The organism is Rhizobium sp. 05L429 (assembly GCF_056397645.1).
This window is the reverse complement of the sequence record NZ_JBFTNV010000030.1, coordinates 1-23,598: the sequence shown is the minus strand read 5'-3', so window position 1 is coordinate 23,598 and position 23,598 is coordinate 1. Positions and strand designations below refer to the sequence as shown.

23 protein-coding genes, 1 tRNA gene and 2 pseudogenes are annotated in these 23,598 nt (G+C 54.1%); 9 read left to right on the top strand and 17 right to left on the bottom strand.

The window, feature by feature from the left end; genetic code table 11:
• Nucleotides 1-3: 3 nt before the first annotated feature.
• On the top strand, nucleotides 4-654 hold the full coding sequence (locus AC1DNW_RS26230) for an NAD(P)-dependent oxidoreductase (RefSeq protein ID WP_477854817.1): 651 nt from the start codon (nucleotides 4-6) through the stop codon (nucleotides 652-654).
• 382 nt (nucleotides 655-1,036) lie between these two features.
• Nucleotides 1,037-1,390: a recombinase family protein gene (locus tag AC1DNW_RS26225; RefSeq protein WP_477854816.1), complete on the top strand. Its 354-nt coding sequence runs from the start codon at nucleotides 1,037-1,039 to the stop codon at nucleotides 1,388-1,390.
• A gap of 146 nt (nucleotides 1,391-1,536) precedes the next feature.
• On the opposite strand, the gene AC1DNW_RS26220 is transcribed toward AC1DNW_RS26225, so the two are convergent.
• Both AC1DNW_RS26220 and AC1DNW_RS26215 read right to left on the bottom strand, forming a co-directional pair.
• A complete protein-coding gene (locus tag AC1DNW_RS26220; RefSeq protein ID WP_477854815.1) occupies nucleotides 1,537-2,007 on the bottom strand; it encodes a GNAT family N-acetyltransferase in 471 nt (156 codons plus the stop codon).
• Nucleotides 2,007-2,280: pseudogene (locus AC1DNW_RS26215) on the bottom strand (type II toxin-antitoxin system TacA family antitoxin). The gene AC1DNW_RS26220 and the pseudogene AC1DNW_RS26215 overlap by 1 nt, the downstream one beginning before the upstream one ends.
• A 419-nt stretch (nucleotides 2,281-2,699) precedes the next feature.
• Between AC1DNW_RS26215 and AC1DNW_RS26210 the strand changes: the two are divergent.
• The 5 genes and pseudogenes from AC1DNW_RS26210 to AC1DNW_RS26190 all read left to right on the top strand — a co-directional run bounded on the left by AC1DNW_RS26210 (nucleotide 2,700) and on the right by AC1DNW_RS26190 (nucleotide 6,104).
• Nucleotides 2,700-2,942: a hypothetical protein gene (locus AC1DNW_RS26210; protein ID WP_477854814.1), complete on the top strand. Its 243-nt coding sequence runs from the start codon at nucleotides 2,700-2,702 to the stop codon at nucleotides 2,940-2,942.
• Nucleotides 2,939-3,061, top strand: coding sequence for a hypothetical protein (locus tag AC1DNW_RS26205; protein WP_477854813.1), 123 nt, complete (start codon nucleotides 2,939-2,941; stop codon nucleotides 3,059-3,061). Before AC1DNW_RS26210 ends, AC1DNW_RS26205 begins: the two co-directional genes overlap by 4 nt.
• Before the next feature lie 142 nt (nucleotides 3,062-3,203).
• Nucleotides 3,204-3,716, top strand: a complete 513-nt coding sequence (locus tag AC1DNW_RS26200; RefSeq protein WP_477854812.1) for a hypothetical protein — start codon at nucleotides 3,204-3,206, stop codon at nucleotides 3,714-3,716.
• Between the two features lie 207 nt (nucleotides 3,717-3,923).
• Nucleotides 3,924-4,847: pseudogene (locus tag AC1DNW_RS26195) on the top strand (HEPN domain-containing protein).
• A 231-nt stretch (nucleotides 4,848-5,078) separates the two neighbouring features.
• A complete protein-coding gene (locus AC1DNW_RS26190) occupies nucleotides 5,079-6,104 on the top strand; it encodes an NAD-dependent epimerase/dehydratase family protein (RefSeq protein ID WP_477854811.1) in 1,026 nt (341 codons plus the stop codon).
• Between the two features lie 14 nt (nucleotides 6,105-6,118).
• Here AC1DNW_RS26190 and AC1DNW_RS26185 read toward each other — a convergent pair whose 3' ends face one another.
• Nucleotides 6,119-6,733, bottom strand: a complete 615-nt coding sequence (locus AC1DNW_RS26185; protein ID WP_477854810.1) for a class I SAM-dependent methyltransferase — start codon at nucleotides 6,731-6,733, stop codon at nucleotides 6,119-6,121.
• A 159-nt stretch (nucleotides 6,734-6,892) separates the two neighbouring features.
• Between AC1DNW_RS26185 and AC1DNW_RS26180 the strand changes: the two genes are divergently transcribed.
• Nucleotides 6,893-6,968 (top strand) — tRNA-Val (locus tag AC1DNW_RS26180).
• Between the two features lie 20 nt (nucleotides 6,969-6,988).
• On the opposite strand, the gene AC1DNW_RS26175 is transcribed toward AC1DNW_RS26180, so the two are convergent.
• Nucleotides 6,989-7,300: a tyrosine-type recombinase/integrase gene (locus AC1DNW_RS26175; RefSeq protein ID WP_477854809.1), complete on the bottom strand. Its 312-nt coding sequence runs from the start codon at nucleotides 7,298-7,300 to the stop codon at nucleotides 6,989-6,991.
• A 443-nt stretch (nucleotides 7,301-7,743) separates the two neighbouring features.
• On the opposite strand from AC1DNW_RS26175, the gene AC1DNW_RS26170 reads away from it, so the two are divergent.
• Complete coding sequence (locus AC1DNW_RS26170) at nucleotides 7,744-9,120, top strand: hypothetical protein (protein WP_477854808.1); 1,377 nt, start codon at nucleotides 7,744-7,746, stop codon at nucleotides 9,118-9,120.
• A 37-nt stretch (nucleotides 9,121-9,157) separates the two neighbouring features.
• Here AC1DNW_RS26170 and AC1DNW_RS26165 read toward each other — a convergent pair whose 3' ends face one another.
• From AC1DNW_RS26165 to AC1DNW_RS26105, 13 genes are all read right to left on the bottom strand, one after another.
• On the bottom strand, nucleotides 9,158-10,393 hold the full coding sequence (locus AC1DNW_RS26165; RefSeq protein ID WP_477854807.1) for a glycosyltransferase family 4 protein: 1,236 nt from the start codon (nucleotides 10,391-10,393) through the stop codon (nucleotides 9,158-9,160).
• Between the two features lie 10 nt (nucleotides 10,394-10,403).
• Nucleotides 10,404-11,543, bottom strand: coding sequence for a non-hydrolyzing UDP-N-acetylglucosamine 2-epimerase (gene wecB / locus AC1DNW_RS26160; RefSeq protein ID WP_477854806.1), 1,140 nt, complete (start codon nucleotides 11,541-11,543; stop codon nucleotides 10,404-10,406).
• Between the two features lies 1 nt (nucleotide 11,544).
• A complete protein-coding gene (wbjC, locus tag AC1DNW_RS26155; protein WP_477854805.1) occupies nucleotides 11,545-12,654 on the bottom strand; it encodes a UDP-2-acetamido-2,6-beta-L-arabino-hexul-4-ose reductase in 1,110 nt (369 codons plus the stop codon).
• Nucleotides 12,651-13,682, bottom strand: coding sequence for a polysaccharide biosynthesis protein (locus tag AC1DNW_RS26150; protein ID WP_477854887.1), 1,032 nt, complete (start codon nucleotides 13,680-13,682; stop codon nucleotides 12,651-12,653). The genes wbjC and AC1DNW_RS26150 overlap by 4 nt, the downstream gene beginning before the upstream one ends.
• Nucleotides 13,683-13,695: 13 nt before the next feature.
• Nucleotides 13,696-14,904 carry a glycosyltransferase family 4 protein gene (locus tag AC1DNW_RS26145; protein ID WP_477854804.1) on the bottom strand — a complete coding sequence of 403 codons (1,209 nt, stop codon included), beginning with the start codon at nucleotides 14,902-14,904 and terminating at the stop codon, nucleotides 13,696-13,698.
• 10 nt (nucleotides 14,905-14,914) lie between these two features.
• On the bottom strand, nucleotides 14,915-16,933 hold the full coding sequence (locus AC1DNW_RS26140; RefSeq protein ID WP_477854803.1) for an acyltransferase family protein: 2,019 nt from the start codon (nucleotides 16,931-16,933) through the stop codon (nucleotides 14,915-14,917).
• A gap of 10 nt (nucleotides 16,934-16,943) precedes the next feature.
• Nucleotides 16,944-18,050, bottom strand: a complete 1,107-nt coding sequence (locus AC1DNW_RS26135) for an N-acetyl sugar amidotransferase (RefSeq protein ID WP_477854886.1) — start codon at nucleotides 18,048-18,050, stop codon at nucleotides 16,944-16,946.
• Nucleotides 18,051-18,074: 24 nt separating this feature from the next.
• Nucleotides 18,075-18,836 (bottom strand): AglZ/HisF2 family acetamidino modification protein, encoded by a 762-nt coding sequence (locus AC1DNW_RS26130; RefSeq protein ID WP_113301008.1) that lies wholly within the window; start codon nucleotides 18,834-18,836, stop codon nucleotides 18,075-18,077.
• A 7-nt stretch (nucleotides 18,837-18,843) separates the two neighbouring features.
• Nucleotides 18,844-19,467, bottom strand: coding sequence for an imidazole glycerol phosphate synthase subunit HisH (gene hisH / locus AC1DNW_RS26125; RefSeq protein ID WP_477854802.1), 624 nt, complete (start codon nucleotides 19,465-19,467; stop codon nucleotides 18,844-18,846).
• On the bottom strand, nucleotides 19,464-20,900 hold the full coding sequence (locus AC1DNW_RS26120) for a hypothetical protein (protein ID WP_477854801.1): 1,437 nt from the start codon (nucleotides 20,898-20,900) through the stop codon (nucleotides 19,464-19,466). The genes hisH and AC1DNW_RS26120 overlap by 4 nt, the downstream gene beginning before the upstream one ends.
• Nucleotides 20,897-22,180: a lipopolysaccharide biosynthesis protein gene (locus AC1DNW_RS26115; RefSeq protein ID WP_477854800.1), complete on the bottom strand. Its 1,284-nt coding sequence runs from the start codon at nucleotides 22,178-22,180 to the stop codon at nucleotides 20,897-20,899. Before AC1DNW_RS26115 ends, AC1DNW_RS26120 begins: the two co-directional genes overlap by 4 nt.
• Nucleotides 22,181-22,184: 4 nt before the next feature.
• Nucleotides 22,185-23,282 (bottom strand): DegT/DnrJ/EryC1/StrS family aminotransferase, encoded by a 1,098-nt coding sequence (locus tag AC1DNW_RS26110; protein ID WP_477854799.1) that lies wholly within the window; start codon nucleotides 23,280-23,282, stop codon nucleotides 22,185-22,187.
• Nucleotides 23,279-23,598: acyltransferase (locus tag AC1DNW_RS26105; RefSeq protein WP_477854798.1), on the bottom strand; the 320-nt coding region annotated here is incomplete at its 5' end. The genes AC1DNW_RS26105 and AC1DNW_RS26110, both read right to left, overlap by 4 nt.

Here is a 23,598-nt window from a genome sequence, read left to right as displayed (position 1 = left end):
AATATGTCCATCGTCGTCTTTGGTGCATCGGGAAACATCGGAAGCAATATCCGCAAAGAAGCGCTTTTGCGTGGCCACCGCGTCACCGCCGTTACCCTCACGTCTGATCTCGAACCCGTTGAGCGGCAGACACTTATCAAGGCTGACATTGCCAACTCAGATGATGTTGCCAAAATCGCTTCCGGACACGACGCGGTGACTAGTGCCTATAGCCCCGGTCTCCGGAAATATTCGGCAGAGGACGCTGCGGAGTTGATATGGAAGGCCCATGAGGCATTGTTGAGTGGCGTGAAGGCGTCAGGCGTCAGACGAGTGATCATCGTGGGCGGGGTCGGAAGCCTCGAGGCCAGTCCCGGCGTCGATGTCGTTGATAGCGACTTCTACCCTGCGGAGCACAAGGCGCACACGTTGCGTAACCGCGAGATTCTCCGAAGTCTGAAACGGGGCGAACATGATCTCGACTGGACCTATGTGTCACCGCCGCTTTCGATTGCTGCAGGAGAGCGCACGGGAACGTTCCGGCTCGGCAAGGACAGGCTGCTTCGCGACGAGGCTGGCCTAAGCCGCAGCTCGGAAGCGGATTTTGCCATCGCCATCCTCGACGAGCTTGACCGTCGCCAATTCATCGGTCGCCGTTTTACTGTCGCCTACTGAGCCCCATACCGGGTCGTCAAAGCCGTCTATCGGTCCCGGCGGTGTGCCTGCTGCTCGTGCGGATGGGTCTGACAGACGTCCAGGGTGTCGTATCAGTCGACCGCCATAGGAGCGTGGTGAGCTACGCATGATCCCGTCGAAACGAGTGAACATTACGCTTTGAAATTCCGCTGACCGGCGGGAAGGATGTCCTTTGCGGGATGATGGATGAGGTGTGCGCGCGTTTGGCTCTTGCACCGATCGTTGTGACGCTCAGGACATGCGTCAGATTGCACCGCCCCGTTCTTCTGATCCCATGATGGGAGGGTCAGGTGTCCATCCCGGAGAGAAGCAAGGGCTCGCAAATGGTGTCGAAAGCTGGTCAAAGGAGACTTGAAACCGCTTGACGCAGCCGCGCCGAATAGAGAAGAGCCAATATCGTAGGAAGGCGCGGCTTGGAAGCTACCATCCGAAATGCGGGAGCGGAGATCAATTCGTCGTCTGGCGAATCGATCGTTTAAGCCGGAAGAGCGTGCATCTGATTTCGACGGTGGAATTTTTGACGGAGCTCGGGGTTCACGTTCGCGTGCTGAACGGCCGAGGAACACATGCCAATTTCGCGGCTCCGGAAGGCCGGTTCGTGCTCGGCGTCATAGCGAGTTTTACCCAGCTCGAACATGAAGTAATTTCGGTTCGCACAAGACACGGGGTGCGCCGACAAGGCTCGCCCCCGGCTTATGCGCCAACCTTAACGTGAAGGCCAGCCAGGGGTGGCTCCGGAGCCGTTTCCGCTTGCCGGCTAAGGGGCACCGGCAGTCTCTAACGTCGATAAACCGGCCTTGATTCTCTCCTAATTGAGAACACGGCGGTTATCACCGTTGGTATTTCGGATTACATCAAGCCTTATCGAGCTTTCAACGATAGCAATAAGGTCATGGGGTTCGCCGGCGAGGCCGTAAATCCATAATGCTCATAAAAGGCCCTAGCTTCCTCAGAGATCGCGTGAACCAGCGGGTCGCGAATACCCATGATATGCGCCGCCTGTCCGGTGCGTAGCACGGCGTCCTGCAACAGTGCGGCTCCGAGGCCTTTTCCCTGCCAGTTTCGATCGATAGCCAGACGGCCGAGCACTGCCGTGGGAACGGGGTCGGGCATATTGCGGAGGACAGCTCCCGACGCGTCCGCAAGCGCTCCTGATGAGAGGCAATAGTAACCGATCACGCGCTCGCCCTCGCAAACGACATAGGTTCGCGATGCGCCGCTGACCTGATTGGCCCGCGCGCGGCGGCACAGCCATTCATCGAGGCTGTCATGTCCGCTGTCGAAGAGCTGGAGATCGTGCGCTTCGCCGAGAAGCGCCGGTGCTGACAACATCACGGCTGCCAGGGTTTGGGAGCGTTCATCAGCCGTTCGAAGCCTTCGCCGTCGGGCGGCTGGTCGAGGACGTCGAGATGATGTTTATAGCTGTCAGGATCGACCTGCACCAATGGTCGAGACGCGCGTCTTCGGCGGCGCGGCGTCGATCATAAAATGCGAACGGGTTTTCCCCTGAGCTTTGGCGGCACGGTCGATCAGGACGCGAACGTCCTCGCGAACCTTCAAATTGACAGGGCGTTTATGGGTATCGGTTGCACTTTTGCTGGCCATGAAATTTTTCCTTCGAGATCAGCGAACCGCAAACGCATACACAATGTGTATCTCGTTATTGCGATATCCTGGTTCGATAGCCTTAAGCCGCCCCCTCCCGCTCTTCGCGACATCAGGCATCTATTACTGTCGACTATTTTGGCAGTTCTCGTTTCGATCGCTATTCAACATTTCGGCTTCGACTGAGTGCCGGATTCTCCAGCTGGCAGTTTCCTCTCATGGAGAGCTGGGAACGCTCGGCGTCTCATGACCTCCCCGTGTGCTCCATGCGACCGCATCTGTCCCTTTCGCATCGCAGCAGCATTGAACGCAGAAAAGCAAACCCAGTCATGCTTCCACAATTGTCGGAGCCCAAATAGAAGCCACGCACTTGGAAACGGCAGGGCATGCCTCACCGCCCTCACCCTTTGGAACAGAGCATGGCTTCAATACGGACGGCACAACCAACCGCGGCGCTGGTGGTTATCGGATCCATTCAAACTACCGTCGTGATTTTCGATGCGGCAGGCGGCACGCCCGGCACCAGGCAATGGCTGATCATCCTCATCTTCAGAAGTGACGGTAGGATCGTCCATATCTGGATAGGCGTGGTGCGGATGGCCAAGATGAAACTGGATCCCGTGCGGTTTGAACCTGCAAGACGGGTCGGCGTGCAGCCATGACACGCAAGACCATGCTTCACCTGCTCGCAAACCTGCTTTTCGCGACGATCCTGTTCAGTGCGCTTCTCGGCGGTCCGATCGTGATGCTCATTCTGATTTCGGAACGGCTTGCGCTATGACGATGGCGAACGCCAGCTAGGACATTCCGGTGCGCGGCAATCGTGCCCGCCCGCACTGTCGCAGAAATGCCGCATGAACCCGCGAGGCGACGGTCATTCGGAAATATACGACCGACGCGCTTAACAAATCAAAATATCTCTCGTGATGACATTGCCGAGCACGTTGAAGAATATCGCGACAACATCACCGCTGGTCGAAGGGCATGGCCTCGTTTCCTCCCGCTCGATTTTATTCCTCAATCGCGCCCTGCCATTAGACGGTACTCACCCAAAGGAACACGTAATGCGCAAAGTTCGCTTGCCAGGAGACCGCTCTTCTCACCGATTTTTCATGCCATTACTCGTCCTTACGATTTTTGCCGGCACACCGGCGCGAGCCGAAGAACCTCTTTCCAGCGTCATCGCCGACGGCAAACCGTGGGAGATGGTCGTCGTCAAACGAAGAGCCTCAAACATCCTCGTGTTTCGTCCGGATGGCGGTGGAACAATCAGCGACAGCCTGGTGAGCATAAATCCGACGTGGAGGTCCGCACCGGACGGGATTTGCATAAAGGCGCGGCCGGGAGACGCTGAAAAGTGCCTTCAACTGACCCGGACCAAAGCCGGCATCGAAGCGTCGCAGAACGGCAAGACCGTTTGGGTGCTCAAGCGATGAAGCACATTCAGGCAATCCGGATTTCGGTGTTGACTGCGGGAAGAAGCATCCACTCGCATCGTTTCGCGACGCTTCTGATACAAGTTTCAGCTTCAAAAAAAAGATGCGAAAACCAGGATCACAACACCCCACAGTCTATCTGTGGTTGCTTAGCTGACAATAATCGCGTAAAAATTTACACCTGCGAACATCGGGTGAGCCGTTACAATGGATACGATTCCTACCGAAGATTTTGTCGCGGCTTTTACCTTGACCGATACCATCTGCCGGCAGCCAAGCGGCGCGAGCTTGCCCGTGCTTGAAATCATCTTTTCCGAGGTCCAACAGTTCCGTGCCACAAAGCTGTCGGCCAAGCGGGCCAACAGCCGCGTCCTGAAGGTTATTCTCTACGGATCCTATGCGCGCGGCGACTGGGTGGAGGACCGTTTGAGCGGCTACCGCTCCGACTACGATATCCAGATCGTCGTCAATTCCGAGGCCTTCGCCCAAGAGCAGGAACTGTGGCTCGGCCTGGATGAGCGGCTCCTCCGCGAGCAGATTGCCCACCGGATCGAAACGCCGGTCATCCCGATCGTCCACAGTTTGCATGATGTCAACGACCAGCTCTCACGGGGCCGGCCCTTCTTCGTCGATATCAAAAGAGACGGAAAGGTTCTCTACGAGGAAGATGGCCATCCCCTCGCCCAGCCGAGGCCGCTGACCAAGGAAGAGGCGAAAGCTGAGGCACAGAAAAATTTCGAGCAATGGTACCAGCTGTCGCAGGAGGCCCTCGTCGGAGCCCAACTGATGCTCGAACGAAACATCTGGCGACACGGTGCCTTCATGCTCCATCAGGCGGTTGAGGAAGCATATCATTGCCTTCTGCTGACGCTAACCCTCTACAGCCCCAAATCGCATCGCAAAAAAATGCTGCATTCAAAAGCCGAAGATCTCGACAAAAGATTGATCGACGCCTGGCCGCGGGACAACCGTATGGCCGGTCGTCGTTTCGAGCTTCTCTCCCGCGCCTACGTTGAGGCGCGCTATTCGCCGAACTATTCGATCACTCCCGAGGAGCTTGGATGGTTAGTGGGACGAGTGCAGGCACTGCAGGCATCAGTCGCATCAATCTGTGAGGAACGCCTCCGCTAATGTCCATCGCGAATATAGCAGAACATTGACGTAGAATTGGAGACATTCGAACCTTCGCGAGACTACTGCGAATCCTGTAGTTGAAGTGCCACTGGGGTCGCCTTGGATCGCTTAGAAGCCCCGAAAATTCAGGTGATTGTTGATCTCGGGAGCATCTATCCGATAAGTGAAGCGATCAAATACGGATTCGGTTACTTTGCCACCGGCAGGAGACCCGAGAAAAAGGTAGAAATGCGCTACTTCATTACGGGAACGGCAGGCTTCATTGGCTTCCATCTGGCTCGCCGCCTGTTGCAGGACGGGCATGAGGTAACAGGCTTCGACGGACTGACGCCCTATTACAATGTCAGGCTGAAGGAGATGCGTCATGCCGCGCTGACGCAATATCCTGCCTTCCGCCCCATTGTCGCCATGCTGGAAGACAGGGCAACGCTGGAGGCCGCCGTTTCAGCTACAAGGCCGGATGTTCTCATTCATCTGGCCGCGCAAGCCGGTGTGCGCTACAGCATCGAAAATCCGCAAGCCTATCTGCGTTCGAACATCGAGGGTTCCTGGAACATTCTGGAGCTGGCAAGCCGTATCGAGCTTCGCCATCTCATGCTTGCCTCGACCTCCTCGATCTATGGCGCCAATACGACCCTCCCCTTCCGCGAGACCGACCGCGCCGACGAGCCACTGAGCTTCTATGCCGCCAGCAAAAAATCGATGGAGCTGATGGCGCACAGCTATTCGCATCTATACAAGATTCCGACCACGGCCTTCCGCTTCTTCACCGTCTACGGCCCGTGGGGCCGGCCCGACATGGCACTCTTCAAGTTCGTCAAGAACATGATCGAGGACAAGCCAATCGAGATATACGGCAAAGGCAAAATGAGCCGCGATTTCACCTATATCGACGATCTCGTCGAAGCCGTGGTCAGGTTGTCGGACGTCATTCCGTCAGAAACCAATCGCGTCACTGACACAGGAATAGAAACCCTTTCGCATCAGGCCCCCTTCCGCATCGTCAATATCGGCGGCGGGCAACCAGTCAGCCTCATGGACTTCATCGAGAAGGTCGAGAATGTAATGGGGCGCGGAGCAGAGCACGTCATGCTTCCCATGCAGAAGGGTGACGTGCCCCGAACCTTTGCAAGCCCGGACCTTCTCATGGCCCTGACGGGCTACCAGCCGAACACCCCTTTAGAAATCGGCGCCAAGGCTTTCGTGGAGTGGTATCTGGAAGCCAGGCAGGAGCTCGGAACCGTCGACATCTAAGCTGCTGACGGCAATCACGATCCGCCCATACGCTTGAGGCAGTAGGAAAAGTGAGCATCCGGCTCGAGCGTCAGAAATTCGAAGCGCCAGCCATACTCCAGGCAGAACTTGTTGACCGCCTCGACAACCCCATAAACGACGGGTTTGACTGTGTTACCAGTGCAGAAATCATGGCCGGCGATCCTGCCATCCGGCTTTACTTTGCGGTCCGCCAGCAGGAGCTCCTGCCATGTGAGTGCGAAGGAATGATCGGTGTCGATATAGACCCAATCGAACGTGCTGTCGTCGAACTGGGACAGCATATCGAGCGACGTACCCTGGCGAATGACAACGCTGCCCTCGGCAATTTCCTGTCCGAATTTGCCGTTGATTATTCGGAGACCTTCTGAGTACCGGTCCATATTCCAGGGATCTATGAGAAAGAGCCGCTGCGGCTGATTGCGCGCAACGATCTCCTCGCTAAAGGCGCCTTCTGCAACCCCCAACTCAGCCACAATCCCACCTTTCGGCAGCTTGTCGAGAAGCTTGCCGCGATCGGGAAGCAACCTCGCCTGTTCAGTGTGGGCGTAATCCAGAAATGTCCGAGGGGTGCTTTGCCGAAGGGCTGCTCGCTGCTCGCGCGTCGTCATTTTCGCTCCGAATGTTTTCAACCGCACCTCTACAGAGAATGCCCGCTATGGGGAAGAGCGGCGCCCACAAGCAAATTGCACAGAAACTCAAAAAGAGGCTTGCGGTTCTTTCCCAATATCGCTAGAGACGCTGCACCGATCGATGACACAGAGCATCGAGGGCGATTAGCTCAGTTGGTAGAGCGCCTCGTTTACACCGAGGATGTCGGGAGTTCGAGTCTCTCATCGCCCACCATTCCGATATTTTCCCTTTGATTATGCATTGCTTTTTTCCTCGTTTGTCTCATTTGATTTTTGAGGCCGCGAAAGTGAGACACTTTCACTCTCAATAGAACGCTCGCGACGCTCAAACGCGTTCGCCGTCATCCGCCGTTTGTTTGCTTTTTCGACGTAAATTTGCGCCGTCTTAAGATTAGTCCAACCGAAGATCGCCATCAGTTCGGAGGCGGAAGCGCCGCTCTCAGCAAGAGCCACAGCCGCCGCCTTCCGAAGGCCGTGCGACGAGCATTGCGACAAGCCTGCCTCGTCGCACCATCCCCGCATCTTGTTCCCGAGTCCCTCGATCACGAACGGCTTCTGAAAGAGGTAGCAAGATAGGCGTCGCGACCGACCTCCATGGCGGCTGTCGCTGCCTCAGATTCTTGGTCATCGGCGCTTCGATCGTCACCGGGACACTCGGCGTGGAAGGGGGTCAGCGGAGAGGCGCAGAAACTATCGATAATCTGGCTAGAAAGTGTCGCCGCCTCGCTTCGACGGGCTTCTTTTTGCCCCGCAGCACGGCTAGCCGAGATACAGACGATGACCGGCGCGGAATTCATCGAGATCATAGAGGCCGAAGCCCAAATTTCGGCACATTGACGGTCTTTGGATGTCACACTTATTTTAAGAGACTCTAATATGTTAACATGCTTAACTTCCTCGGTATGATTCGTGTCGGCGGACCACGCGGGGGCTTGTCTCACTATTGATTAGCGCGGCGAGGCCCCATCATGGCACCGTAGGGAGGCATTGTGACCGATCAGACCATTTCCATCTCCTATCCCTCCGCCGCCATCTGGGACTGGTATCGACGAGGTGGAGACATCATCGTTTATCTTGCCATCTCCCTCGGCATGGCACTCTTTATTGGCCAGGAACGGATCATATCTCGAGGTGATGTCGCTTACTGGCTTCTGGTTGGCCCCGGACTAGTCATGCCTCTGCTCCGCCTGCGACAGACATTGGAGAACCTCCTCCTGGGCACAGCGCGACCCATTGCTGCCTTTGGCATCCTGAGCGGCATTTGGTTCATTACACAACGAGATTTCTCAGCAATTCCTCCAATGTTCCTCATCGTGTGGGTCGCCGGATGGGCCTGTCGTCCTGAAGCTCGCATAAGCGCAAGAACACTCTGCGCGCTGGCGTTGGTCTTTTACGCCGTGGGGATTTCGGCCTTCCTAACGCAGGAAGGCTATGAGCAGCATCCGTGGCTTGAGCAGCGTCTTGAGCAGCCGGTGGCTGCGGATAGCCCTGGGGGTGACGTAGAACTCGCCTTACCCGAGCAAGACCGCGACGGATTGAACATCAACGCTTGGGGCATATTGCCGGGTCAGACGGCGACAGCCTTCCAGCCCTGGCGCGTTTCCGCGACGCCGAACATCGCCACTTCCGGAATATTCTCGCTTATGGTGCTGCTCATTCTTGTCCGTCACTTCAAGCCAAAACCGTTGGAGGCCGCGACCGCCGTTGCTACGATCTATTTTTCTCTGCTCTCCTTTGTCAGAGCGGTATTTATCAGCACGGCGCTCTTCGGGGCAACACTCGGCATCATGGCGTTGTTGCCAAAAAGGCCGGGTCTGCGCGTCGCGGCGGCCCTATTTATGACAGTCGGTTTGACGCTGCTCGTCGCGTTCTCTCCCTTCCTGCTCTACTCGCTACAGGACTGGGGTATCGTGTCTCGCATGTTCCTGCGGGGACATACAGGAATGTCCGTTGCAGACATCTATCGCCAAATGTACCGACCGTGGCTCTGGGGTGAGCATATGAAGTTATTCTGGAGCAGCCCCTATCTGATGGGTCAAGGCAGCGAATTAGCGGCTAGCGCGCTCAAGAACATCATCAACGCTGGGCAGATGCGATCGGACTCCGTTTCGTTCCTCACCCGAATGGTGGCGACATACGGCATCCCCGCTTTCGGGATTATCATCTTCCTGATCGAGCGGTGCTATCGCCACGCTAAAGACAACGACATTTGGGCTGTCGCAGTCCTGTCCGTAATGGTGTGGCTGATGATGAGTTGGGGGAGTATCTTCCATCCCAGCAACGGCATGTTCGCCCTTGCCTTCCTTCTCATCGGTAACGGATCTCAAGCATTCTTACGCAGTAAAACATGCGGAGACGAAGAATAACACCAATAAGCACCGTGTTTTAGGGGTAGAGGGCCAGTTAAGGCTTGTTGAGCTTAACGAGGCGCAACCTCTCCAAGAGTATGCTCAACTCGTCGATACGATTATCTCTGTTGAAGTCCTTTTCGCTTAGCTCCAACCCATTCCGACCCATCTGCAGACGGTCTTGTTGATCCATATTTATCATTTCGAGGACGGTCTCCGCTAACGCAGCCCCACTACCCGCAGGAGCAACGAGGCCCGCATTGGCCCGGCTTATGACATCAGCACCCTCCCCATCAAGCATAGCGAGGACGGGTAAACCCTCGGCGAAATACGATTGCAATTTGCCAGGAATTGTCATCGAGAAAATCGGTTCCGCCTTCAGCGAAACGAGCAGGGCATCCGCATGCATATAGAACGATCGCATGCGCTCAAGCGGAAAGCGACCAGGAAGCAAAACGCTGTTATCTAACTTGCGGCGTTTGACTTCATCTCGAACCCATGGCGCCATTCTCCCATCACCGACGATGATCCACCGAAGTCTCTCGTCGTGCTTCAAAATTTCTGCTGCATCAAGAACAGCACCAAAGTCCTGAGCCTCCCCAATGTTACCTGTGAAGACAATGGAGAACTTTTCACTGTCTGTGGGAACCTCGGGCGCTGGTTTCTTGTCAATATCGCGGTCAACTTTATCGGCCCAACTTGGAAAATAGGCTATTTTCTCGGGAGGCTGGAGAAATCGAACTATTTCCGGAATAAAGCTTCGTGACTGAGCGAGGATCAAATCGGATCGATCATAGATAAACTTTACGATCTTGCCGACCTGCTTCAAAACGAATTTAGAGCGAACGACGCCGGTGGCCTCCAAGCTCTCAGGCCACAGATCCAATACCCAAAAAGCAACCGGTGCTTTTTTCAACCAGCGCAGAACTATTGCGGGAAAGCCGACAGAAATAGGCGACGGTTCGAAGACGAATATTGCGTCGAACTTCCTGCCCCGCAGCTTGAACGCGCCAAAGAGCGAGCCACAGAGCGCGAAGCTTGCATAGTTCAATAGCAAAGTGATCGCCCGCGCGCCCCTTGCTAACATAGGCACCCTGACAATCGGGATCCCGTTATAGCTAGCGAATGCGGATGGATCCTGCAGATATTCTGGAAAGATTTTGCCGGAGGGATAGTTGGGTTTTCCAGTCAGCACGGTGACCTCATGCCCCCGGTCAACAAGGCCAGCCACAAGATCGTTGATCCTAAACCCTTCCGGCCAGAAATACTGTGTGACGACGAGGATCTTCACAGCGGTCCGGCTACTCAGCCGTACGCCAGACGACACGATTCACGTAATCCGTATAGCTATATATGATCCTGACAACCTTGTCGGCGACATTTGGCATGCTGTAGTCAGACACAAGTCTGAACGCCCGATCTGTGGACGAGTGCTGTGCTTCAACCACATCGAGCGCCTGCAGAATTCGAGTTTGCGACAGCCCCGTCATAACAACCGCTGTCTCTTCCATTCCTTCAGGCCGCTCATGCGCCTCGCGGATATTCAACGCAGGAAAATTGAGAATTGATGCCTCTTCAGTGATTGTGCCGCTATCAGACAACACGACGCGCGCATTCTGCTGAAGGTTGACGTAGTCAAAAAAGCCGAGTGGCTTTGATATGTTGATCAGAGGGTGAAACGGGAGTCCGGCCGCGTCAATGCGCTTTCGCGTTCGTGGATGGGCGGAGACAATCAACGGTATGGCATAGCGCTCCGCAACGGCATTCAAGGCTTCAACCAGTTTTTTAAAACTGACTTCGGGCTCAATATTTTCCTCTCTGTGAGCACTCACCACAAAATATCGCCGCGGCTCCAGTCCAAACCGGCTCAAGACATCAGATTTTTCGATTGAAGGCATGTAATGATTGAGAACTTCATACATCGGGCTGCCCGTCTTTATAACACGATCTGGCGGCAAGCCCTCGCGCAGCAAGTATTCGCGCGCGATGGTCGAGTAGGTCAGATTGATATCGGCTGTATGATCAACAATCTTGCGGTTGATCTCCTCGGGTACGCGCTGATCAAAGCATCGATTCCCGGCCTCCATGTGGAAAATCGGGATCTTTCGCCTTTTTGCAGCAATCACGGACAGACAACTATTGGTATCCCCTAATACCAATAGGGCTTCGGGCCGGACAGTGTCCAGGACATCATCGCAGGTAGCGATAATCTTTCCAATGGTCTCGGCCGCGTTCTTTCCTGCAGCGTTCAAGAAATGGTCTGGCTTGCGAACACCGAGATCGTTGAAGAATATCTCGTTCAATTCGTAGTCGTAGTTTTGCCCAGTGTGGACGAGTATATGATCACAGTGCTCGTCCAATTTGGCGATGACGCGCGACAACCGGATAATTTCGGGTCTCGTCCCTACAACCGTCAGAACTCTCAATTTTTTCTCTGGCATTTCAGACCTGCTTGACGATTGTATCTGGCTTTTGCGGATCGAAGGTTTCGTTCGCCCACAATAGGACGATCATTGTGTCTCTGCCGACATTGGTAATGTCGTGTGCCCAGCCTGGGACCGTCTCGACAATACGAGGAGTGCTGCCGTCAGTGAAAAGCTCCGCCGTCTCATTGCTCAAGACGTGGCGGAACCGAAACTGAGCCTTGCCTTGGACAACAAGAAACTTCTCATTCTTTGTATGATGGTAGTGTCCGCCGCGCGTCACGCCAGGATGGGCCGTAAAGAATGAAAACTGCCCAGCATTTTCCGTTCGGAGCATTTCCGAAAATTCGCCCCGCGGATCTCGGTGAGTGACCAGATCATACGCGAAATGCTCCGGCTTCATGAATGAAAGGAACGTGGCATAAAGAGCTCGCTGTAGCCCGTTGCCAACCCCGCCGGGGGTCAGTGTCTCTCGACTGGCCTTGAACCCCTCCAGCTGTTCTGCCAGTTTGCCTACGGTTGTCGAATACACTGGCTCAACAGTCGGGTATTCGCTTGTACGCAGACCGTTCTCCAAGCGATCGATGAAGTCTGTAACCAAATCATCGATGTAGACTAGATGGATGACTGCTTCAGGATCGTGGATCGCAATCGGCTCGCCGTTAATAATGTTGTGACAGAATGTCGCCACGACAGAATTGTAGGCAGGCCGGCTCCATTTGCCAAAGACGTTCGGCAGACGATAGATTGCGTATCTCCCACCCGATCTGCTGGCGTAAGCACGAATGACCTCTTCTGCGTCGTGCTTGCTGCGTCCGTAAGGGTTGTCCCTTGTGGCCTGGATCGATGAGGTATAGATGACCGGAATTGCGGTTTCGAGGGACTCGAGCGCTTGGCACAGACGCTCGGTCATACCGACATTGCCGCTCTCGAATTCAGTATCATCCACCGGCCGGTTGACCCCGGCGCAGTGAAAAACCATAGACGTCCCATCGAGCACGCTTGCCATTTTTGCAACATCATGATTTCGAGCGAGCTCTCTGACGCCGAAGCCGCGTTCTCGAAGCCGCACAGCCAGATTTGCGCCTATAAAGCCGTTTGCACCAGTGATGGTAACTGTCTTGCTCATACATCAAACCTTACCGGTTTGCCTGCCCGCATCTGTTCGACGAAGCTGAGCTTATGCAACAGCTTGATCATGCCGTCGACATCCAACCGTGTCGTCGTGTGTGAATTGTAATCCTGGCTTTCGGAAATCTTCGCCTCTCCTTCTTCGACATATTTCGCGTAGTTCAGATCCCGAAGGTCGGGTACGACGCGAAAATAATCGCCAAGATCCTCCGCTGAGGCCATCTCTTCAGCGCTTAGAAGCGTTTCATAGAGTTTCTCGCCGTGGCGGGTTCCCATGACATGCACGGGATAGGACTGCATATTCATAATCGCCCTGATAGCCTCCGCGAGTACCTCAATCGTGGCTGCCGGGGCTTTCTGGACGAAGATATCACCGTTGTTGCCACGCTCGAATGCATAGAGAACAAGATCAATAGCATCATCAAGCGTCATCATAAACCGCGTCATCGCGGGGTTCGTGATCGTCAGCGGCTTTCCTGCCAAGATCTGCTCGACAAAAAGCGGAATAACCGATCCGCGCGACGCCATGACATTGCCATAACGAGTACCGCAGATGACAGTGCCGTTGTTGAGATTTCTCGACTTGGCAACCATGACCTTTTCCATCAATGCCTTGGAAATTCCCATGGCGTTAATCGGATAGACCGCCTTGTCCGTGCTCAGGCAGACGACTCGCTTGACGCCGTTGGTGATTGCAGCCTCCAGCACATTTTCGGTGCCAAGCACATTCGTCTTGACCGCTTCAAGCGGATGAAACTCACAGGATGGAACCTGCTTCAGCGCTGCTGCATGAAAGATGTAATCGACGCCGCGCGTGGCGTTTAGAACACTTGAATAATCGCGCACATCGCCAATGTAGAACTTCAGCTTGTCATTGTTGAAGGCCTTGCGAACATCATCCTGCTTTTTCTCATCACGGCTGAATATGCGAATCTCGCGTATTTCGCTGTCCAGGAAACGGCGCATCACTGCATGGCCGAACGAACCAGTGCCACCGGTGATCAGGAGACAAGCATCTGTAAACATCTCTTCTACTTCTCTATCTAGATAATCCAAGGCATCGACGAAATACCGCATATAACTTCATAGCATTTTGATCCACGCTGAAATTGCCCTTGGCAAGCTCAAAGGCAGCCAAACCCATTCTTCTAGACCGCTCACGATCGTTCGCGAGAGTATCGATCGCATCCGCAAGCCTTTTGGGATCATGCGGCGTAACAGCCAATCCCGTTTCGCCATCGATGAGAGTATCCTTGGTTGGATTTGTCACTGCAACAATGCTCGGAATAGCGGAAAATGCGGCTTCGAATACGGGGCGGCCTGGCGCGTTATAGTGCGATGGAAAACACAACACATCCATGGAACGATAAGCTTGAGCGATATCCGACATGAAACCGACCAGGTGAAAATCCTTGGCCAAATTGTAGCTTTGCAGTCGCTCCTCCACCTCTGCCCTGATATTCTGATTAATTCCGAGAAGGCTGAGGATACGTGCGCGCAATGTTTTTGAGGAGCGGGCGTCGTCACCGATAATGACGTATTCGACGTCGACGCCGCCGTCTTTTAGAATTCGCGCCGCCTCGACCAAGTCGAGGATACCCTTCACCTTCAAAAGGTTGCCAACAAAGCCAACTTTCAGCGAGCCGGGGCGGGTTTTGGCCATAGCCGTTCTAAAAGCGGGATCGGGATCAGCAACTGGCTTCGGTGTGAAGGCGTTGTGAATAACCTCTACGTCCAAGTCCGCGGGCAGGCTTTGACGAACCGTTTCGTCAATTGCAATGATAGCACTGGCATTTCGCCGCAAGAACGAATTCACCCACTTGGTGCGCCAGGAACGATCATTGCTTCGCGCCACAGAACGGACGTGGACCACGACCGGTACCTGATACAGTCGTTTTGCAAGCCACATCGGGAAAACGCCGGTGAACTCGTTGATGTGGATCAGATCGATGTCCGGCCATTGGCGATGAGCGCTCCTGATCGCAGCGATAGTTGCGGGAATGTTGAGAATTTCCCTCAAGAGGACAATCCATCTTGCGCCCCGATAGTACCCGTACTGCGTATTATCGAACTGACTTAGCCCACGGACAGCGATAACTTTCCCTATCTTGCTGAAAAACGGCATGACGGTGCCACGGGGCGTGACGAAATGCGGCTCGACAGACGACGGAAATGCCCGAACAGCTTCCGTGAGGCTGCGTGAGGCACCACCGAAGGTACCGATCATATGTATGAAGAGGACTTTCACGTCTGCCGTCCTATCGCTCCGTTGGGATCATGCGAGACTTCCGTAGCTGCTCTGTCATATAATCGACGAGCATGGTAGCGCCCTCCCGGCTAAGATGGTCCGTGTCCGTGTACAGCAATCGGTCGGAGGTGTGAGTGATGCAGCGCCCGCTTTCCTTGTTGCAGAAAACGTCGTCCGGATAGACTGCGAGAAAATTCGACCGGCCGTCAAACATCTGCAGGACGTCATACACTCTTCGATTGCGATCAAGATAGACCTGCCGCGCCGTGGTAAGCGGCATTGCTCCTGTTGCAGTCAGTTTGAGCACTGTATGGGGCACGTTCCAGCCGACCTCCGGTACTGGCGCGATGTAGATCACGGCCAATCCGCTATCGAGCAATGTTTGTATCGTGCTCGAAAGCGCGCCTTGAACTCCCGCGATCCGGTCGAGTTCGTTTGCTGGCGTTACCCCCGTCACTTCCACGGGAATCGGCTGACCCGGTTCCACACCACCCTCATGGTTGTCAAATCGCGTCCCCTCCATATAGGCATTGACCCGATCGTTTATCACGACAGTGGCAATGCGGTCCTTCTTTAGCTTATCCAAAACGGCGCTTGCAAAATTCGCACAATGCTCCGTCGTATAGACAGGATCGACGCCCAAAACATACGGGCAGCCAGGATAGGTGAGGATTTCGGCGGACACGCCAAGCTTTTCAAAAAGCCCCGACAATGCGTCCGAAAGGGTCTCGGCATGACTGTCACCGAGCACCGCCCACGTGGGAGGAACGCCCCGCAAGCCAATCATGCAAGCCTTTTCAATCGATGCCGATTTGCAGTCTTGCCCCTTGAGGCTCAATGTCCCGCGCTCAGCTGACACTGACATCATTGCTTGCTGGTCTGGTGTATAGCGTTGTGGCAACCCTTCGGTGACCAGATTGACCGACAAGACGATCGCAAGAAGCACCGTGGTCACGGTGCACGTCACCAATACCGTCATATTGCTGAACGCACCCGATTTTCTGAAGGGCTTTTCAACAAGCAACCAGGTCAAGACCGCCATCGTCACTGCGGTTGCGATCAACAGAGCTCGTTGCAAATTCGAAATCTCGCCGATGGCATAGTGACGAGCAAAAGCGAATATCGGCTGGTGCCAAAGGTAGAGGGAATAGGAAACGAGCCCGATGCCAACGAAAGGACGGGAGGAGAGCAGGCGGCTCATCCAATCGCCGTTCCCCGCGAAAGCTATGATACTGCAGGCGCCGACAATTGAGAGAACGGTAAAGGCGTAACCGGCCAGGCCCAATGGTTGACCAAGAACGAAAGCCATCAGGAGCGCCACGCCTCCAAACAACGGAAAAAATCGGCTCCCGGACAATCCAGTCAGGACGAGCGACGACCGATGCCGAAGAACGACAGCGACTATGGAGCCGGCCAACAGCTCCCATGCGCGAAATTGGACAAGATAAAACACTTCCGCCTGTTGTGAGCGTTGAAATCCAAGCGCAAGAATAAGCGAAAATGTGCTGAGGCCGATCAGATATTTCGCGGGCTTCCCAAGGCTAAATCCATAAATGAGGCCAAGCAGCAGCGGATAAGCAACATAGAACTGTTCCTCGACCGAAAGCGACCAAAGATGGAGGAGGCTTGAAAGGCCGGCCGCCTCAGAGAAATAATCCTGCGTCAGCCATAGATATATATTTGCGACAAAAGACAGGGCGGCTAGGCCATTTCTCGAAAACTCCTTCAGCGAATCCGGTGGAAGAAGCCAAATAGCCGCCAGTGTCGAAATGCCGATAACGACGTAGAGGGCAGGTAATATACGTCGAATGCGGCGCATATAGAAACGCCAGAAATCCACTCGACCACCAGCCAACTCATCGAGAAGAATGCTGGTAATCAGGTAGCCGGAGATGACAAAAAATACGTCGACCCCAAGATAGCCTCCCGGAAGGATTTGCTTGCCCCGCCAGAAGAACTCTGCATGGAAAATAACGACTGCGGCAACGGATATCGCCCGCAGACCGTCGATTTCAGGCCTATAGCGCATCGGAAACGGATCAGCCGATATATTGACGCGTCGCGTTCACCATCTTCTTGGCAAACTCGAAGAAGCCATGACTATTTGGGTAATCTTCAAACGTCTTGCACGGAGCCTGCATCATCGCCTCGAAGCTTTCCTCCGACATGCCCAGCTTCTTAATTGTGTACTCCCTATCTTCCTCCAGCATGTGTTCCGGGTAGACGGGCTGCAGCATCGCCTCAATGGCTTCATCGCGATTCATTTGCCCGGACAGTATTAGATTCGAGTAATGGGCCTTCCGTTTATCAATGCCGAATTTCCGCGGAAGAATATACGCTTGGTAGAAACGTGTATATATGGATTCATAGTGCTTCCCTCCATAGTATACCCAACCAAGATCACTCTCCAAAACCCTCATTGCCTTCTTCTTGTCATACTCAACGAAATTTAGGACGGAAACCATCCGTATTTTTCTTAAGAAGACGTAGTAAAATAAATCCAAAAGCGAGAAATGAGGGTAATTGGTGAGTTTCGCACTACCAAACTTGCGATGGATACTCTTAACATAGCGCCAGTCAAAGTAGCCGTAGCCCCATTTCTCGGGAAGGATCGCCTCAGAGATTACATTCGTACCGGTGATAACGTGGCGTAGCCCATATTTCGCGGCAAATCTGTAAAGGAGCGCAAATATTGCGTGGTCGGTCGGCACCTCTCCGTCGGGCGTTGAGGCTTTGAGAAAGGACAGCTGCAGATCCTTAAAATCGTCCCAGTTGAGCACGTGTGTGTGCAGATCGATATCGAGGGTTTTGAGGGTCTTTTCGATATTGGCGACAGCAAGCTCTGAATTCCAGCCGTTGTCCAGGTGAACGGCCAACGGACGCAATCCAAGGTCCCTTACGAGCCAGGCGACATAGGTGCTATCGACGCCGCCGCTCACACCGATGACGCAATCATAGTCCTTGCCGGCACCCGCCTGCTTGATCTCATTCACCAAGGCATTCAACCTGGCTTCGCGTTCCTCCACTGCGACGAGACGCGTCTTGGAGACGGTGTCATATCGATAGCAATGGTTGCAGACCCCATCAGCGTCAAACTTGATGTCGGGGTCGGTCGTGTCCATGATGCAACGCGTGCAAACGATCATCGGCACGGATCTCCTGAAAGCAGCTCAGCCGAGCGCGCGCTCCAGCGCATCGCGAGGCGGATAGGTGATGAGAACCGCACGATGCGGCCCCTGAAAAACAAACATGGCACCAGCGGCCACAGCGGAAGCGCCGCCTTGGGATTTTGCCATTCGAAAGTCTTCTATAGTAGCGGCGCCACCCGAGGCAATAACCGGAATTCTGACCGCACTGGAAACGGACTGGATAAGTTCCAGATCGTAACCTTTCATTGTGCCTTCATTGTCGACAGCGGTGAGGTAGATCTCGCCGGCTCCCAGTCCTTCAGCCATTCTGGCCCATCGAACCGGATCTTTTTCCGAAACCTTTGCACCGCTTGAGGAATAGACTTGGTAACCTCCCCACAGTGACTTCTTCACGTCGATTGAGACAATGACGGCTTGGCTTCCAAACTCCGAGGCGGCCTTCTTGATGAGTTCCGGATCAGCGATCGCTGCGTGATTGACGACAATCTTCTCGATACCTGCCTTCAGGATCGCGCGAATATCATCGATCGATCGAATGCCGCCTCCGTAGGAGAGCGGCATGAAACACTCATTTGTAATGTTCCTGATCGTTTCAAAAGCGGGCCCCCGCCCATCCTTCGATGCGGTGATATCCAGAAGCACCAACTCATCGACTTCCTTGGTGTTGAAGATCTTGATCGCGTTTATGGGATCGCCGATGTAAACAGGGTTCTTGAATTTTGTCGTCTTGACGAGCCCGGAACCTTTTAGGAGCAGGCTGGGAATTACTCTTGTCGCGAGCATCTCAACCTCAGCATTTCTCTGCAAAATTCTTGAGCAACCACATTCCGTAGCGATGGCTCTTTTCAGGATGGAACTGGGCGCCACGAATGTGGCCTCTTTCGATGCCCGATGTGAAGCGCAGGCCAGCGTATTCGGTTTCCAACAGGGCGTCTGCAGGGTCATTGCAAACGACGTGATAGGAGTTAGCAAAATAGAACCGCGGCCGCCCGGGAGCTGCCTCCGTCAGTGGCGAGACTTTTCTCACATCGACCTCATTCCAGCCCATATGCGGTACGCGCATCTCGGGGTTGCTTGCATTGTCAAATCGAACTGCACGAGAATCGATCCAGCACAGGCCAGTCTCCACGCCCTCTTCACTGCCGGCACCCAACATCTGCATACCGAGACAAACTCCTAGAATAGGAACCTGCTTCTCGAGAACCACCTGATTTAAACTCTCGATCATTCCGGTAGCCCTCAGCGTCCGCATGCCCGCATCGAAGGAGCCGACCCCTGGCAAGATAATCTTCTCCGAAGAAAGTACATCTTCCGGCGTAGTTGCGAAACGCGAACCGACACCCAGCTTCTTGAGCATGTTCTGCATTGAACCAAGATTACTCGTGCCATAGTCGATGATGGTGATTTCGGTCATTTCGTCGCTTCGTTACCTTCTGCTTGTTGCTGCAGCACTCGCTTCATATTACCTACGAAACCACTCGCAAAGAAATGATCCCTAGTCTCTAGAGGCACCGCCGGCCAACCTCTCCTGGAGACAATTGCTGCAAACCTCTCAGGATTGTCCACCAGAAACGCACCCTCGTGATGCAATATTGACGAAACCGATTGATAGGTTTCAAAAGGAATAATCCCAGTGGGCGTACCGATTCCAAGCGCATCGTAATGCGAAGCTGATGAGATGCTCAAATGCAGATCGGAAAGCGCGATCAATTCATGCGTAGAACGAGCTGATTTTCCCGAGATAATTTCCACGCGCGGCTCCGACCCGAGGTAGCGAACATACAACTCCTCTTCAACGTCGTATGCGGGATGGAGTTTTATATAAATCTTCATCGGCAAATTTGCATTCTGCAGGAATACAGTAACGAACTGGCATAATTGTTCCGTAGCGACACCTTGGGTGGTGATCGTAACTTTCACCTCTTCAGACGGTTGGAAAGCCGAATCGCGTAGCATCCGCGCGCGCTCTATGAAGGGCGCACCCACGGCTTCGATCCGGCCATCTGCTTCCAATGCAGAGCCCAGAAGTACATCGCGGGTAAAATTGCCATAAGCGGCAAGGATCGAAGGCTTGATGACACTCGCCTGCGACGGCAATTCCTTTGGCAGAACATTAGGGTGGACTGCGGTGAACACGCCGTGCTGCAGCTCAACAAATCCCACTTTTCGGATTCGGCACGCATCCATCAATGCAAATTGGCCGCTATCAGGCGCCAGAACTACAACTGGCATAAATTTTTTGAGAACCAGCCCATATAGATAAGACCGCCAACGAAAGACATTATACTGCCTCGCCAAGCGCCCAGCGGTATAATCGTTGTAGCCGAACTCAAGGGCAAGCGCCTTGGCAAGCAGATCGAAGACCGGGTCTGTTTTCTTGTAAGGAAAATAACGACCGAGAACTGCGCTAAGAACGATGAGCGACGTATCATCGAAGACTGGACGGCACTTCGCCCTCGCGACCGTATCTTCAAAGCCGGCGGCATCGTATGAAGACATCTTGGCGCCGCCGTCGATCTCATCGCACAAGGCGTCAAAGTAGATGTCGACCGATTGGTCTCCCTGCATGCCACGATGGGCGGAATCATAGGTCTTGCAGAGGTAATGGTAGTGTCGGCTCGGCAAAAGATACTGCAGGACACCAATAAATGCGCCAGTGATCAGTCGTTTGCGTGACAACGGAGCGCGGACAAGCCCTCCCCGCTGTTTCCGCAATGACACTTCAAAGCGGATGAGCTGCCATAAGCAGACGCCGTCAACAAGTTTCGAAAAAAGATCCCATCGCTCCTCAAATGAGCGCACGATTGCGCTGACCTCAGCTTCCGTGAGATTGGTCTCTTGGGTCATGCGAGCAGCTTTCCCCGAAACAGAGACCGCAATGCTTCGAACCATGGCAGTGGATGCAACTTTTGCGAAAAAATCCAGACTGACAAGAACATCAAGAGCTGAGCAATGGCATAGGCTTGGGCGACACCCTGCAGGCCTTCGACATGTAGGAGCAAGTAAGCCAGCGCGAGATTCAATACGCCGCAAGATATCGTAATGCCGGCAAGATATGCTGTCTTTTCGCGATAGAAGACCACATTGGCGACAACCAGATACATACCTCCAAAAGCCTGACCCAGTGCAATGAGCATCACGAAAGAAGACGCGTTCATAAACGCCTGACCAACAAGGAAGGGGAGGATCCAGGGGGCAAAAAACCCCACCATCATCGCTAAGATGAGAAGAGCAGCAAAATAGATCATACAGAATTTCGCAATGAGCACGTTCTTCTGATGTCTATTCTCCTTAATCGCCTCGATCAGCCACGGTGACACCGCACGGCTGCAAGCGTCCGAAAGCAAATTCACACCCAATCCGATTTGGATAGCGACCATATAGATGCCAGTGCTCGCGAGATCGAGAAAATTGGTGATCAACAGCCGATCGACCATGGCGATAAGCATGCCACCGACAACATGGGGAACGAGGGGAACACCGAACTTCAAGGCGTTCCGCACGTAGTCGACTCGAATATTGAGATCGATCCAGCGACCGTAAAATAGTATCCCCAGCGATATTGTGCCGAGAATGGCGATCGCCACGGACATACCGATGAGCCGTCCCTCCCACGCAAGACCAAAAGAAACGACAAGCACCAGAGATAACAGGGCATCAATTACAGCCTGACCAATTCGGAGCAGGCTGAACATGCCGGCTTGCTTTGCAGACTGGAAGATCGAAAGCATTGTCAGCAGGAGGAACTGCATCCCAGAGGTAAACACCGCGATCAGCAGCCATTTTCCCGGCAGATTGGTCAAAGCGATTAAGGGAACCTGCAGAAGAGTGACTGAAACGAAAACGATACTCGTCGTCGCAACCAATATTGCCAGGCACGAACCCACATATTTGGGGAAATCAATCTCGGCACGATCAAAGTAACGCATCCCGACAGCGCCGTGAACGCTCAGTCCGGTCAGCGCTCCAAGTGCCGTTAAGAACACGGAATACATTGCGACGAGACCGTAGTCCTCTGGCGAAAGCACTCGCGTCAGGATCGGCAGAAGAAGCAGTGGAAGTCCCGAGGCCAATGCATTCGTGGCAGTGAATACGAATACCGAACGAATGACCTGCAGGTTGAACATCTAATCAACCGAAGAAGGATTTGATCGCGGTCGACACAGTCTCAACGTCGGCGTCGGACATGTGTTCACCAATCGGCAAGCTGAGGAGTGTCTTGTCAGCCCGATTGACGAAGAGGTCTTCCTGGCCTTGGCCGAGATAATCGTAGGCCTTCAATTTCGGCAAGGCGACCGGATAGTGGACGCCTGTTTCAATGCCCTTTTCGGACAGCCACGCGCTCAACTCGTCTCGTCTGTCGGTTCGGATAACGAAAAGATGGTAGACTTGCATGGCCCAGTTTGCGCGACGCGGCAAGACTATCTCACGTACGTCGGAAAGCTCTGCAATATAGCGATCGGCAATTGCAATACGTCGTTCCGTCCACGCTGGCAGGTTCGGCAGCTTTACACACAGAATTGCCGCCTGGAGACCGTCGAGGCGGGAATTTCTCCCTTCGAAGTCGTGGTCATATTTCGCAACGCGCCCGTGATTGGCAATCATGCGGGCACGCTTTGCCAAATCAGCATCCCCTGTCACGATTGCGCCTGCGTCGCCATAGGCGCCCAAATTCTTCCCGGGATAAAAGCTGAACGTGGCGATATCGCCGATCGTGCCAACGGTCTTGCCGTGGCACGTCGCGCCGTGCGCCTGCGCACAATCCTCAAGGATTTTCAGACCATGCTCGCCCGCAACCTCCTTGAGGGCAACCATATCGCATGGGTGACCATAGAGGTGGACGGCCATGATGGCGCTGGTACGAGGAGTGAGCTTTGCCCGCACCGTCTCTGCGGTCAGCGTATAGTTGCCGGGATCGACATCGGCAAAAACCACCTTCAAACCGCTTCGCGTGACAGCTTCGGAACTGGCGATGAAGGTATTGCCGGGAATGATGACTTCCGAGCCAGCGGGGAGTGCCAGGGCTTCGAGCGCGATCTCGATCGCATCCGTCCCATTTGCCACGCCGATGCAGAATTCAGCCCCGAGATAATCGGCAAAGGCCTGCTCGAATTCCTTGACATTCGGACCGCCGATGAAGGCGCTGCTCGCCAGAACCTTGGCGATTGCATTATCGATATCGGACTTGATCGAAAGATATTGTGCGTGCAGGTCGAGGAATTTTATCATGGCAGATTCCGCAGTTTACGACATGGGTTTCCAGCGTAGATTCCCGGCTGAGAGATATCGCGTGTCACGACGCTTCCCGCGCCGATGACGACGTCATCACATATGGCTACTGGCAAAATTGTGGCATTGCTTCCGATCGACACCCGATCACCGATCCGGGTGCTTTTCCACTTCGATTTGTCGCCTCGGGCCGGTCCGCCGGTAGCAAAAAGATCGTTGATGAACATCACACCGTGACCGATGAAACAATCGTTGCCGATATCGACGAACTCGCAGATAAAACTGTGTGATTGAATGCGTGTTCCAGAGCCAACGG

What these genes read in the sequence shown, in the direction of transcription:
- AC1DNW_RS26230 (WP_477854817.1), top strand. Translation starts at nt 4, where the DNA reads ATGTCCATCGTCGTCTTTGGTGCATCGGGAAACATCGGAAGCAATATC.
- AC1DNW_RS26220 (WP_477854815.1), bottom strand. Translation starts at nt 2,007, where the DNA reads ATGTTGTCAGCACCGGCGCTTCTCGGCGAAGCGCACGATCTCCAGCTC.
- AC1DNW_RS26210 (WP_477854814.1), top strand. Translation starts at nt 2,700, where the DNA reads ATGGCTTCAATACGGACGGCACAACCAACCGCGGCGCTGGTGGTTATC.
- AC1DNW_RS26205 (WP_477854813.1), top strand. Translation starts at nt 2,939, where the DNA reads ATGACACGCAAGACCATGCTTCACCTGCTCGCAAACCTGCTTTTCGCG.
- AC1DNW_RS26190 (WP_477854811.1), top strand. Translation starts at nt 5,079, where the DNA reads ATGCGCTACTTCATTACGGGAACGGCAGGCTTCATTGGCTTCCATCTG.
- AC1DNW_RS26185 (WP_477854810.1), bottom strand. Translation starts at nt 6,733, where the DNA reads ATGACGACGCGCGAGCAGCGAGCAGCCCTTCGGCAAAGCACCCCTCGG.
- wecB (WP_477854806.1), bottom strand. Translation starts at nt 11,543, where the DNA reads ATGCCAGAGAAAAAATTGAGAGTTCTGACGGTTGTAGGGACGAGACCC.
- wbjC (WP_477854805.1), bottom strand. Translation starts at nt 12,654, where the DNA reads ATGAGCAAGACAGTTACCATCACTGGTGCAAACGGCTTTATAGGCGCA.
- AC1DNW_RS26150 (WP_477854887.1), bottom strand. Translation starts at nt 13,682, where the DNA reads ATGTTTACAGATGCTTGTCTCCTGATCACCGGTGGCACTGGTTCGTTC.
- AC1DNW_RS26140 (WP_477854803.1), bottom strand. Translation starts at nt 16,933, where the DNA reads ATGCGCTATAGGCCTGAAATCGACGGTCTGCGGGCGATATCCGTTGCC.
- AC1DNW_RS26135 (WP_477854886.1), bottom strand. Translation starts at nt 18,050, where the DNA reads ATGATCGTTTGCACGCGTTGCATCATGGACACGACCGACCCCGACATC.
- AC1DNW_RS26130 (WP_113301008.1), bottom strand. Translation starts at nt 18,836, where the DNA reads ATGCTCGCGACAAGAGTAATTCCCAGCCTGCTCCTAAAAGGTTCCGGG.
- hisH (WP_477854802.1), bottom strand. Translation starts at nt 19,467, where the DNA reads ATGACCGAAATCACCATCATCGACTATGGCACGAGTAATCTTGGTTCA.
- AC1DNW_RS26120 (WP_477854801.1), bottom strand. Translation starts at nt 20,900, where the DNA reads ATGACCCAAGAGACCAATCTCACGGAAGCTGAGGTCAGCGCAATCGTG.
- AC1DNW_RS26115 (WP_477854800.1), bottom strand. Translation starts at nt 22,180, where the DNA reads ATGTTCAACCTGCAGGTCATTCGTTCGGTATTCGTATTCACTGCCACG.
- AC1DNW_RS26110 (WP_477854799.1), bottom strand. Translation starts at nt 23,282, where the DNA reads ATGATAAAATTCCTCGACCTGCACGCACAATATCTTTCGATCAAGTCC.